This is a genomic window from Mycoplasmoides genitalium G37, from assembly GCF_000027325.1.
GTDB lineage: Bacteria > Bacillota_I > Bacilli_A > Mycoplasmatales > Mycoplasmoidaceae > Mycoplasmoides > Mycoplasmoides genitalium.
The window spans coordinates 91924-105451 of sequence record NC_000908.2; the positions used below are offsets into that span (position 1 = coordinate 91924).

The 13528-nt window shown below is 33.2% G+C and carries 8 protein-coding genes; 7 read left to right on the top strand and 1 reads right to left on the bottom strand.

Annotated elements, in window-relative coordinates; genetic code table 4:
* The 5 genes from MG_RS00405 to MG_RS00425 all read left to right on the top strand — a co-directional run bounded on the left by MG_RS00405 (position 1) and on the right by MG_RS00425 (position 10534).
* Entirely contained in the window at positions 1–2625 is a 2625-nt protein-coding gene (locus MG_RS00405; RefSeq protein WP_009885927.1) for a cation-translocating P-type ATPase, read from the top strand.
* A complete protein-coding gene (gene secA / locus MG_RS00410) occupies positions 2612–5032 on the top strand; it encodes a preprotein translocase subunit SecA (RefSeq protein ID WP_009885928.1) in 2421 nt (806 codons plus the stop codon). Before MG_RS00405 ends, secA begins: the two co-directional genes overlap by 14 nt.
* Positions 5010–6980 carry an excinuclease ABC subunit UvrB gene (gene uvrB, locus MG_RS00415; protein ID WP_010869318.1) on the top strand — a complete coding sequence of 657 codons (1971 nt, stop codon included), beginning with the start codon at positions 5010–5012 and terminating at the stop codon, positions 6978–6980. The genes secA and uvrB overlap by 23 nt, the downstream gene beginning before the upstream one ends.
* A gap of 2 nt (positions 6981–6982) precedes the next feature.
* Positions 6983–7396, top strand: coding sequence for a DUF5426 family protein (locus tag MG_RS00420; RefSeq protein WP_010869319.1), 414 nt, complete (start codon positions 6983–6985; stop codon positions 7394–7396).
* A 63-nt stretch (positions 7397–7459) separates the two neighbouring features.
* Positions 7460–10534, top strand: a complete 3075-nt coding sequence (locus MG_RS00425; protein WP_010869320.1) for a P116 family lipid acquisition surface protein — start codon at positions 7460–7462, stop codon at positions 10532–10534.
* Here the strand turns inward: MG_RS00425 and MG_RS00430 are convergent.
* Positions 10531–10947: an MPN214 family protein gene (locus tag MG_RS00430; protein ID WP_009885931.1), complete on the bottom strand. Its 417-nt coding sequence runs from the start codon at positions 10945–10947 to the stop codon at positions 10531–10533. The two genes, MG_RS00425 and MG_RS00430, sit on opposite strands and share 4 nt — an antisense overlap.
* 278 nt (positions 10948–11225) lie before the next feature.
* Between MG_RS00430 and MG_RS00435 the strand changes: the two genes are divergently transcribed.
* Together MG_RS00435 and MG_RS00440 are read left to right on the top strand one after the other, a co-directional pair.
* Positions 11226–12404 (top strand): ABC transporter permease, encoded by a 1179-nt coding sequence (locus MG_RS00435; protein ID WP_148211297.1) that lies wholly within the window; start codon positions 11226–11228, stop codon positions 12402–12404.
* Positions 12397–13527, top strand: a complete 1131-nt coding sequence (locus MG_RS00440) for an ABC transporter permease (protein ID WP_009885933.1) — start codon at positions 12397–12399, stop codon at positions 13525–13527. The genes MG_RS00435 and MG_RS00440 overlap by 8 nt, the downstream gene beginning before the upstream one ends.
* Position 13528 lies beyond the last annotated feature (1 nt).

The window sequence follows — 13528 nt, forward strand, 5'->3', positions numbered from 1 at the left end:
GTGAACAGTTGAACAGGACTTAGTGAACAAGCGGCAATTAAAAGTCGTCAAGAACATGGTGCTAATTTTCTTCCTGAGAAAAAAGCTACCCCTTTTTGGTTGTTATTTCTTCAACAATTTAAAAGTTTAGTTGTTATTCTTTTACTGCTAGCTAGCTTGTTATCGTTTGTAGTTGCTATTGTCAGTGGTTTGAGAAGTAACTGAAACTTTAACCATGATCTGATTATTGAATGGGTTCAACCTTTTATTATCTTATTAACTGTTTTTGCCAATTCACTAATTGGTTCTATCCAGGAATTTAAAGCCCAGAAATCTGCTAGTGCTTTAAAGTCCTTGACAAAGTCTTTCACAAGGGTTTTTAGGAATGGTGAATTAATTAGCATTAATGTTAGTGAAGTTGTTGTAGGAGATATTATTTTTGTTGATGCAGGAGATATTATCCCTGCTGATGGCAAATTACTACAGGTTAATAACTTACGTTGTTTGGAAAGCTTTTTAACTGGTGAATCAACTCCAGTTGATAAGACTATTGATAGCAATGAAAAAGCTACTATTCTTGAACAGACAAACTTAGTTTTTTCAGGGGCACAAGTAGTTTATGGTAGTGGCGTTTTTCAAGTGGAAGCAGTTGGGATTAAAACCCAAGTTGGAAAAATTGCTAAAACTGTTGATGATAGTGTAACTAAACTCTCACCCTTACAACAAAAACTAGAGAAGATAGGAAAGTGATTTAGTTGGTTTGGGCTTGGTCTTTTTGCTGTAGTTTTTCTTGTCCAAACTGCTTTATTAGGATTTGATAATTTCACTAATAACTGATCAATAGCTTTAATTGGTGCTATTGCGCTTGTTGTTGCAATTATCCCTGAAGGGCTTGTTACTTTTATTAATGTGATCTTTGCATTAAGTGTGCAGAAACTAACTAAGCAAAAAGCCATTATTAAGTATTTATCAGTAATTGAAACACTTGGATCAGTACAAATTATCTGTACTGATAAAACTGGTACTTTAACCCAAAACCAGATGAAAGTTGTCGATCACTTCTGTTTTAATTCAACAACCCAAACTGATCTAGCAAGAGCATTGTGCTTGTGTAATAATGCTTCTATTTCCAAAGATGCTAATAAAACAGGTGATCCTACTGAAATTGCTCTCTTGGAATGAAAAGATCGCAGTCAATTAGATTTAAAAACCTATTACAGGGTTTATGAAAAAGCCTTTGATTCAATCAGAAAACTTATGACAGTTGTTGTTCAAAAAGACAACCGCTTCATTGTGATTGTTAAAGGTGCTCCTGATGTGTTATTACCATTATGTAATAACGTTCAAAATGAAGTAAAGAACATTGAAAACTTACTTGATCAAAGTGCTGGTCAAGGCTTGCGTACCTTAGCAGTTGCTTTAAAGGTTTTATATAAGTTTGATCAAAACGATCAGAAGCAAATTGATGAACTTGAAAACAACCTTGAATTCCTTGGGTTTGTTAGTTTACAAGACCCACCAAGAAAAGAAAGTAAGGAAGCGATTTTAGCGTGCAAGAAAGCTAATATAACCCCAATAATGATTACAGGGGATCATCTTAAAACTGCAACTGTAATTGCTAAAGAGTTAGGCATTTTAACTTTAGATAATCAAGCAGTTTTAGGTAGCGAACTAGATGAAAAGAAGATCTTGGATTACAGGGTATTTGCTAGAGTAACTCCCCAACAAAAATTAGCCATTGTTAGTGCTTGAAAAGAAGCGGGATTTACAGTTAGTGTTACTGGTGATGGGGTGAATGACGCACCTGCATTAATCAAGAGTGATGTAGGGTGTTGTATGGGGATTACTGGGGTTGATATTGCAAAAGATGCTAGTGATCTGATTATTAGTGATGATAATTTCGCTACTATAGTAAATGGTATTGAGGAGGGTAGAAAAACTTTTTTAACTTGTAAACGAGTTTTATTAAACCTGTTTTTAACTTCAATTGCAGGAACAGTTGTAGTTTTATTAGGACTATTCATCTTAGGACAAGTTTTTAAAACTAATTTATTACAACAAGGTCATGACTTTCAGGTGTTTAGTCCTACCCAACTGCTAATTATTAACTTGTTTGTTCATGGTTTTCCTGCTGTTGCATTAGCAGTACAACCTGTTAAAGAAAAATTGATGGTAGGTAGTTTTTCTACTAAAAATCTGTTTTACAACCGCCAGGGATTTGATTTAATCTGACAATCACTATTCTTAAGCTTTTTAACTTTATTGTTCTATAGCTTAGGAATTATATATGCAATTAATAACCGTGATTTACAAACTAGCGGGGATCTAATTAATCGTGCTGGATCAACGTGCGGTTTTTTTATTTTGGGTGCTAGTGCTGCTTTAAACTCATTAAACCTAATGGTAGATAAACCATTGCTTATGACAAACCCTTGGTTTTTTAAGTTAGTTTGAATAGGTTCACTTGCTTCTATACTGGTATTTTTATTGATCATCTTTATCAACCCTTTAGGGTTAGTGTTTAATGTCTTGCAAGATTTAACTAATCACCCAGTTTTAATAAGCTATAGTTTTGGGGGAGTTATTTTGTATATGGGGATGAATGAAGTTGTTAAACTTATTAGATTAGGTTATGGCAATATTTAACTTCCTTAAGTTAATTTCACCCAAAAACAGAATTCTCAGTAAGGCAAATAGGATTGCCAGTGAGGTTGAGAGTTATAAAAACTACTACCGTAACTTAACTGATCAACAGTTATTTGAAGAGTCAAATAAACTAGTTGATCTTGTCACTAAGCAAAATTACACCATTCTAGATGTTTGTGTTGCTGCACTTGCTTTAATTAGAGAAGTGGTTTACCGTGAGACTGGTGAATTTGCATATAGGGTGCAGATCATAGGAGCTTTTATTGTTTTAAGTGGTGATTTTGCTGAGATGATGACTGGTGAAGGTAAGACCTTAACCATTGTTTTAGCAGCATACGTTTCTGCACTTGAAAAGCGTGGTGTGCATGTTGTTACTGTTAATGAATATCTAGCTCAAAGGGATGCTAATAATGCAATGAAGATCTTAAAACGGGTTGGGATGAGTGTCGGTTGTAACTTTGCTAATCTCTCCCCTCAGCTAAAACAAGCTGCATTTAATTGCGATGTTACCTACACCACTAACAGTGAACTGGGGTTTGATTATCTTAGAGATAACATGGTCCACAGTTATCAAGATAAGAAGATCAGAGAGTTGCACTTTGCAATAGTTGATGAAGGTGATTCAGTTTTAATTGATGAGGCGCGAACGCCTTTAATTATTTCAGGTCCTAGTAAAAATGAGTTTGGGTTATATGTTGCAGTTGATCGATTTGTTAAATCATTAACTGAACAGGAGTTTAAGATTGACCCTGAATCACGTGCTGCTTCTTTAACTGAACTTGGGATTAAAAAAGCAGAGCAAACATTTAAAAAAGAAAACCTTTTTGCTTTGGAAAACAGTGATCTTTTTCACAAGATCATGAATGGTTTGACTGCTGTGAAAGTTTTTGAACAGGGCAAAGAGTACATTGTTCGTGATGGCAAGGTTTTAATTGTTGATCACTTTACAGGTAGGATATTGGAAGGGAGAAGTTACAGTAATGGCTTACAACAAGCTGTACAAGCCAAAGAATATGTTGAGATAGAACCTGAAAATGTGATAGTAGCTACCATTACCTACCAATCCTTCTTTAGGCTATACAACCGCTTAGCAGCAGTATCAGGTACTGCTTTAACTGAATCAGAGGAGTTTCTCAAGATTTATAACATGGTTGTAGTACCAGTGCCAACTAACCGTCCTAACATCAGAAAAGACCGTTCTGATAGTGTATTTGGTACCCCACAAATTAAGTGAATGGCAGTTGTTAAAGAGATAAAAAAGATCCATGAAACTTCTCGACCTATTCTGATTGGAACTGCTAACATAGATGATTCTGAACTCTTACATAATCTGTTACTAGAAGCTAATATTCCCCATGAGGTTTTAAATGCTAAAAACCATTCAAGAGAAGCGGAGATAGTAACTAAAGCAGGACAGAAGAATGCAGTTACTATTTCAACTAACATGGCTGGAAGAGGAACTGATATCCGTTTAGGTGAAGGGGTTGCTGAAATGGGTGGTCTTTATGTATTGGGAACTGAAAGAAATGAGTCAAGAAGGATTGATAACCAACTAAGAGGGAGAGCTGCTAGACAAGGTGATAAAGGGGAAACTAAGTTCTTTATCTCACTAGGTGATTCATTGTTTAAACGTTTTGCTCATGACAAGATTGAAAGAGCGATTAGCAAATTAGGTAATGAAACATTTGACAGTGCCTTCTTTTCCAAAATGTTAAGTAGAACCCAAAAACGGGTGGAAGCAATTAACTTTGACACTAGAAAAAACCTGATTGATTATGACCATGTTCTTGCAAGTCAAAGGGAATTGATTTACAAACAACGTGATAAGTTTTTATTAGCAAACGATTTAAGTGAAATGATCGACAAAATGCTAGAAAAGTTTGTACAACAGTTTTGTGATCAATATAGAAACCAAAAGAACCAAAACTTAATTAATCACATTGCACTAGCAGAAGCTTTAAATCTTGAGATGAACATGCAAAACACCATTAATCCAAAGGTGTTTGAAAACATGACTTTTGATGTTGCTGTTGATAAAACCCGTAACTTAGTAGCTAAAAAGATTAGTGATAAAGTTAATGTTTTGACCAAACCAATTGCTTTAAACAGGTTTCGTGACATTATCATAACTTCGATGGATAAACATTGAACTGAACACTTGGATAGTGTTTTTAAGTTAAGAGAAGGGGTTGTACTTCGTTCTATGGAACATACGAGTCCTTTAAATGTTTACATTAAAGAAACAGATATCCTTTTTAAAACAATGTTGCAAAAGATTGCTCAAGATGTCATTGTGCAAATTGCTAACCTCACAACTCCAGATGAATTTGATCATAGCTTAATGCAAGCCAATGCTTTAAAGAAACTAGCAGCAATTAAAGCAGATGAAAAATCAAACCAAGAGTAATAGTTTATTTCAACTTTCCACTAACTATATACCTACTGGTGATCAACCTGAAGCAATTAAGAAATTATCAGAATTTAAAACTAAGCAGCAGGTTTTATTGGGGGCCACAGGCACAGGTAAAACCTTTACAATTGCTAATGTAATTCAAAACAGCCAACTCCCAACAGTTGTTATTGCTCATAACAAAACCCTAGCAGGTCAACTCTTCAATGAATTAAAGCAACTGTTTCCTAAAAATGCAGTTGAATATTTTATCTCTTACTTTGATTTTTATCAACCTGAAGCTTACTTACCCAGTAAAGGGATCTACATTGAAAAAAGTGCTACAGTCAATGAAGCGATTAAACGCTTAAGAGTCTCAACACTGCATTCACTTTCAACAAGAAAAGATGTTATTGTAGTAGGTTCTGTTGCTAGTATTTATCCCACCTCATCTCCCAGTGATTTTGTTAAGTATTGCTTGTGGTTTGTGGTTGGCAAAGATTATGATTTGAAAACCATTAAAGATAGGTTAGTTAGTCTTAACTATGTTGTTAATAAACAACAATTAACCCCAGGAAAATTTCGCTTTCAGGGTGATGTTTTGGAGGTATTTCCTGGTTACAGTGATGCTTTTGTGATCAGAATCTCCTTTTTTGATACTAAAGTAGAACAAATTTGTCAAATTGACCCACTAACAAATAAGATTTTAAACCAACTCTTTGAGATTAAGATAGGTCCTGCTGATGAATATGTTGTAAACCAATCTGATCTTGATATAGCAATTAAAAATATTAAACAAGAACTTCAGGAACGAGTTAATTATTTCAATAAGCAAAATCTTGTTGAAAGAGCACAACGTTTAGCCACCATTACTAACCATGATCTCAATGATCTGAAGGCTTGGGGATTTTGTAGTGGAGTTGAAAACTATGCTAGACACTTAGAGTTGAGGATGGCTAACTCAACCCCTTACAGTATCTTTGATTATTTTAAGGGGGATTGGTTACTGGTTATTGATGAATCACACCAAACTTTACCGCAACTTAATGGGATGTATAACACTGATCTTTCAAGAAAGCAAAGCTTAATTGATTATGGTTTTCGACTCCCCTCTGCACTTGATAACAGACCGCTCTCATTTGCTGAATTACAACAAAAAATGCAAAAAGTTATTTATGTTTCAGCAACTCCAAGAGATAAAGAGATTAGTTTAAGTCAGAATAATGTCATTGAACAGTTAGTTAGACCAACTTACTTGGTTGATCCTATTATCGTTGTTAAACCAAAAGATAACCAGGTGGAGGATCTCATTGAAGAGATTATCAACCAACGCCAAAACAACACAAGAACATTTGTTACTGTTTTAACTATTAAGATGGCTGAAAACCTCACTGAATACTTAAAGGAACGCAAAATTAAAGTTGCCTATATCCATAAGGACATTAAAGCATTGGAACGTTTATTGTTAATTAATGACCTGAGAAGAGGTGAATATGAGTGTTTAGTTGGGATTAACCTTTTAAGAGAAGGGTTAGATGTCCCTGAAGTTGCTTTAGTTTGTATCTTTGATGCAGATATCCCAGGACTACCTAGGGATGAGAGAAGTTTAATCCAGATTATTGGACGTGCTGCTAGAAATGAACATGGTCGAGTTGTTATGTATGCTAACCATGTTACTGAACAGATGCAAAAAGCCATTGATGAAACCAAAAGAAGAAGAACTGTTCAAATGGAATATAACAAGCTACATAATAAGACACCAAAAACAGTTGTTAAACCCCTTACCTTTGTTCAACCAATCAAATTAAAAGCTAAGAGTAATGCAGAAAAAAATGCTGCATTAATCAAACAATTAACCAAAGAAATGAAGAAAGCAGCAGCTAATCAAAATTATGAACTTGCCATTGAGATTAGAGATTCCATATTTGAATTGGAAAAAGAAATTGGTAGTAAAATTAAAGTATAGCAATGCGACAGTTTATTAAGCTTAGCCTCTTAGTCTTTGTCTTGCTTTTCTTAAGTGAACTTATCTGTAGGTTCTCTTTACGCTTAGTAAATTCTATTAAAGCGAGATATAAATCTTCAGTATTTTCCTACACTGCTTGTTTGCTATTTTTAAAGAGTTTTCAAAACTTTTCTAATGCTTTTCAGAAGTTAGCTAACTGGGTATTTTGATTTGAAAATGATGTTAATGAACTGTTATCTATCTTTTACTTTAACTTTGATCAGAAGAGTGAAAAAGTAGATTACAACTTCTTTAATGGTTATAAAGTTACTGCTCAAAAAGTAGTTGAAAAAGAACAGTTATTAACTTGTAAGTTAAGTGATTACTACCGTTTATTTAGAGATAAAACCTTTTGATTTGAACTTATCAACAACTAATAAGATCCTTATTGGCTGTTTAAGTTTGCTCTCTTTATAAATTCATAACTTTTCTCTTAACATATGAAATTAAGTACAATAACTACTATCTGCTTGTCAATATCTGGTGCTTTTGGTACTACTGCAATTGCTTTACCAACTACAGTAGCATTGTTAAAAAACCACCAACAGCAAAACACTGAAAAACAACAAAACCCGATTAAAGATATCCGCTTTGGTTTAAACAATGTACAGGTTCCAAATACCATTCCGTTACACCAAACTGTGGTTGAAGTGACCAACAACAAAGCAATTGTTGATTACAAAGATGCACCCCAAAAATTCTTTTTAGCTAAAAGTGCGTTAAATAATAAACTCCAAGTTGAGTTTGATAAGTTCTTGTTAAGAACAGGAGTGATTAATGCTTTAAATGCAGATTTGAAAGAATGGATAGACCAAACATTATTTATCCCCAATCAAAGTTTTTTTGATCTTAGTGCTAATAAACTCAATTTAACTTTGTCAAATCAAAGCGAAGTGAGTTTAGATCTTGAGTTTATTTTTACTAACTTTAGTGATAAAAATCAACCATTAAAACTCCCCTTTGATGGTAGTGTGGTGGTTAATGCTAACGAGTCATACACCTATTCAGTTAAAGCAACACTACAGAAACTAAAAGTATTGACTTATTCAAGAGCAGATCATTCTGTAGGGATTAGTTATGCAATACCAACAGTGAGTTTAAATGGCAAAACTCAAAATGACTTTAGTTTTAACCCCTTTAAAAGTAATATTAACTTTGCTTTCAAAAATGTCTACAATGCTTTAAATCCGTTTGAAGCACAACAATACCTGGTTGGCCAAGGTAAGTTTTTAAACCAAAAAGTTAATGCTGATGATGTTAAAAATGACATTAATAATCACATTGAAACCCAGTTTAATGTTGCTAAAATCACAGCAACTCTTTTAGGAAAAGCTTTTAAGCAGTTTGGTGAACATAAAAATGGTCAACCACTTTCACTTTTAAAAGTACTAAGTGGATTAAACAATGAGTTTAAACAACTCTTTAATTATGTCAGACCTGGTTTAGGTGATTTTGTTAGTGATTTAATCCAAAGCTCCAGTCAATCAAGTAATAAAAAAACTGTTTACCAGCTATTATTTGAAAACAAGACAACAATTATCCACTTGTTGCAAGATCTTAATATTAGTGAACTGAACTCTGTTTTACCAGTTGTTGATATTTTGTTTGAAGGGATTAACAGTGCAGAATCACTATACCAAAGGATCCAATCATTTAAGGATTTAATTGTTCCTGCTTTAAAAGCTGATAAGCAACTTAAGAGCTTAGAAGCGATTATTTTAGCAGTTTTAGACAATCCTAATACCTATGTTTTTGATCTTGTTTACCAAAACAAATCGATTCTGTTTAATTTGTTAAGTGATTTTCTTAAAAACACCGCAAACACTTTACCATTTCTTCAAGAACAGTTTGATATTGTTAACCACTTATTTGCCAATGAAGCGATCTTTGATCTGTTTTCCAATGCTGACTTTGTTGAGAAGATTGCTGATCTTTTTTTAGCAAAACAAAAGGTACAAGAAGTTAATAATGATGGAACTAAATCAACAAAAATTGTTGATTCGATTTTAGTTGCTACCCTTAAGGGTTTAGTTGGTGATCAGCTCAGTTCAATCACTGAACTGTTAAACATCTATATCTTTGAAAATGAATTTTTAAACAGAAATGATAGTAATAGTTCAGTTAAAAAACAACAAACTGATAGTCTAAAAAATCTGTTTAGCGTAATTGGTGATATTTTAAGTGAGACCAATGTTAACAAGATCACTTTACACGCAGTTAAAAATAATGAACTTCTTTCGTTAGTTGAAACAGCTTCAACACTAAAAATTAAACATCTTAATGTTCAATACAAAGTTTTAGTTGATAAGTTTGAATTGAAAAACAGTTTCATTAAGGAACTATTAAATTTTTTCCCAGATACTAAAGATATCACCCCAACTATTAAAAAGGTACTGTTTGAAAGTGAAAATTATAAAACACTCCGTAAGAAGTATGAAAATGAAGGGTTCCCAGGTTATCACTGGGCTAAGTTCATTGTCCCAGGTACCTTCAATTCTGCTGAAAACACTTTCTATTCTGCTATTGATAAAACTAAATCAATTCGCGATCTGTTTGCTGACATGTTATTTGGTAAGAGTTTAGAGAGTGTTAATGACAGTGATAGTTTTATCAAAATTAATGGTTCATTTACATTAAAGTACCACGGTGATAACTTAAATTTACTCCCTAACTACCACTCATTAATCACTAAGAATGTTGGTTATCAAATAGTTAATGTTAATTTTCATATTGATGCAAGATTGCTAACTGCAGAACTACAAAACACGGTATTTTCAAATCCAAAACCAGTTATTAAATCACCTGTTGAACTCTCCAAATCCTTATTTGAAGTTTGAAAGACTATCTTTGAAAACTCAGTTAACCAAATCTTAAAAAAAGAATATACTTTCAAAGATAATCTAAAGTTCTTTCCTTTTAAAGCTGATGGCTCCTCGCGCTTAGAATTTGATCTATCAAAACCTGATCAACGTGTTATTCCTTTTGCTTTTGTTGATGGTTATCAATTCCAACTAAAAAAAGAGTTAATTCCTAACAAAGAAACAAAAAAAGAAGCTAATTCTTCACCAGTTTTAAAGCTTTATGATGCAGTTAAAAGAAACGATAGACAATATCGTCCTAATCACCACCATGATGATCTGAGAAACTATCCTAGCCTTAAATCTCAACTAGAACTTATATTAAACCTTGGTGATAAGCTTAAAGCTAATAATGATTTTATAGATGACACTGTTGTTAATGCTTTGCAATATAAAACTAGTTTTAAATCTACTCTAAAAGTTAACAGTTTAGGAATTCCTATTAACCTTTTCTTTTTCACATTGTGACTTAAATTTAACTTAGAAATTCCAATTGACGGTTCATTAACATTAACATCCGTTAATGTTGTTTTCCCATACAGTTTGTATGATACTAGTTCAAATGAATTTACAAGGATAGTCGATCGCTTAAATTTCACTGATACCAACTTCTATCTAAAAGATGCATTTCCTAATTTCTGGTTTGTTGGTTTCTAGAGTAATGAAACTAAACCACTAACTAAACTACCAACTAGATAAACAATCAAGTTCATCCACCAAAACCCACTAGTTTTTTGTCTGTAAGTTGCACTTTGATCTTGATATTGATTAAAACTAACTAATGGTTTTGCATAAACACTACCTAACTTAAGATATCTGTTAAACTTACTAATTTCATACCGCATTCCATCACAAGTTTTTAAACGGAATATCCCCTGTAAACAAACAAGTAATAAGTTAACAAAAAAGCTAGTTAGTACTGAATTTTTAACAACCACTGTAAAATTGGTTGACTTGTGAAAATAAATAGTAATGTTTAAGATCAAAAAGAAAAGGATTAGATAAAATACGCTAACAACTATCCCACCATACTCAGCTTTATTACTGTTTTTGTTTTGATTTAAAACCATCTAGTAATCGTTATTAGTATCATTTTTTTATAAAATAATCAAGAACATCAGCACATGATCTTTATCACTAAATTTATGTTTGGTTTCAAATGAAGTTGGATTATAAATCCTGCTTTATTGTAATCATGCTTTAGATTTAGAAGCTGGTTACTTTTGTTTCAGGTAACCAGTACCATTTCCAAAAAACTGAGAACCTGAAAAAAACAGGTTCTTTTTTTATTTCTATTTAGTAAATGTTCAAGTATATTCTTAAACGATTAGGACTAGCAGTAGTTGCGATGTTTATCGTAATGTCTATAGTCTTCTTTTTAGTGAACGCTACTGGTAATGTTCCCTTGTCAGCCACTTCTGCAAGAGATATTGCTGCAGTGCAAGCACAACTACAAGAGTTTGGGTTTAATGACCCTATTATAGTTAGGTATTTTCGCTATTGAGCTAAGCTATTTTCCTTTCAAGCTGATGCTTTAGGAATTTATTATGCAAACCCTAACCAAACAATTGGTGAGATTGTGTTTGCAAGAGTACCAAATACCTTATATGTGGTTTTAATCTCTTTTTTAATTGGTTCATTGCTAGGGATCTTTTTAGGGATGGTTTCAGGATTGAATAGAGGGAAGTTTTTAGATGCAGCAATTAATGTGTTGGTAGTTTTATTTGTATCTATTCCTTCATTTGTAGTGGGATTAGGGTTACTTAAACTAGCAGGATTTTTAAATCTACCACCACGGTTTATTAACTTTGATGATGCTTTTTTTAGCTTTGATCGTTTCTTGCTTGCATCAATTATCCCGATCCTTTCATTGGTCTTCTATTCATCAGCTGCTTTTACATACAGGATTAGAAATGAGGTGGTGGAAGTGATGAATCAAGACTATATTAAAACTGCAAAAAGTAAGGGACTTGGGATGTTTGCTGTAGCTAGGTATCATATCTTTAGAAACTCGATTATTCCTTCTATTCCCTTGTTTGTATTTGGAATCTCAGGTGCTTTTTCAGGTGGATTTATTATTGAGTCTTTGTTTGGAGTACAAGGGGTATCTAGGATCTTAATTGATTCAGTGCAAGTTAATGAAACTAACATGGTAATGTTTAATATCTTGTTTATCCAAGGGATTCCCTTATTAGCAAGTGTCTTTATTGAATTTATCTATGTTTTAGTTGATCCTAGAATTAGGATTGCAAATAGTTCTAATGTTAGCTTATTAACTAAGTTAAAGTTCTTAAGTTCAAGACACCAATGGTTAATGAAGTGAAACAAGATTAACAGTGATAATGCCCAAAATATTGTGTTTAACTCGCCACTGCACCACCAGCTATTAGAACTCAATGCAATTGATTACAAAACAAAAACAGTTCAACTAACAACTGAACAAAAAACTGCTCTCAATATCAGTGCAACTGCTAACTTTATCTTACTTGGTAACAAGTGTTTAAAACTCAAAACAATCCATGGATAGAAATAAAAGTTTTGACCCTAACTTATTTAAAAGGGTTGATATCAACTTATTAAAGCGAAATGATCAGCTTATTGGTAAACCAACTACCAATTCAATAGAAATTATCAAGCGCTTGTTTCAAAACAAGTGGGCCATCTTATTTTTTCTTTTAATAGTTGTTATTGTGCTATTAGCAATTATTGTGCCTTTAACTTCCCCTTTTTCAGCAGTAACTCCTGTTTCAACCAATGCCTTAGCACAAAATCTACCACCACGGTACTTATGGCATAAACCAGGTGACATTTTAGTTCATAAGATTACAGCAAGATCAATTGCTGAAATCTCTCAAGCTAGTGGAGTTTTAGTAGGAACATTACCTAGTGCAAATAGTAATCCCTTAGCAACTAATGTCCAGTATGATATTGCTCCTTTTCAACTCCAAGAATTGCGTAATTATTTCCCTTTATTGGGGACTAATGGACTTGGGATTGATATTTGAACCTTGTTGTGAGCTTCTGTTGCCAAGTCATTGTGAATTGCAGTAGTAGTAGCAATTATAGCAATGGTGTTTGGAACCATTTATGGAGCGGTTGCTGGAAGCTTTGTTGGACATATGGCTGATAACATTATGAGTAGGATCATTGAGATTATTGATATAGTCCCTTCTATTCTTTGAATTATTGTCTTAGGAGCTACATTCCGCTTTGGTGGGGTTAAACAATTTGATGATAGTGTTGTAATCTTTACTTTAATCTTTGTGTTTTGAACATGACCTGCTACTACAACCAGAATTTACATTTTGAAAAACAAAGATACAGAGTACATCCAAGCAGCTAAGACCCTAGGGGCACACCAAATCAGAATTATCTTTGTTCATATGTTACCTGTTGTATTTGGGAGATTAGCTGTTGTGTTTGTTAGTTTAATCCCAGCAGTTATTGGTTATGAAGCTTCCTTAGTTTTCCTTGGGTTAAAACCAGCTACTGATATTGGCTTAGGGGCACTTTTAAACCAAGTAACTTCAAGTGATAATGTAGCTTTAATCTTAAGTTCGATTGTTAGCTTTGCAGTTTTAACAGTAGCAGCTAGAACATTTGCTAATGCTTTAAATGATGCAATTGACCCTAGGGTTGTAAAACGATAAA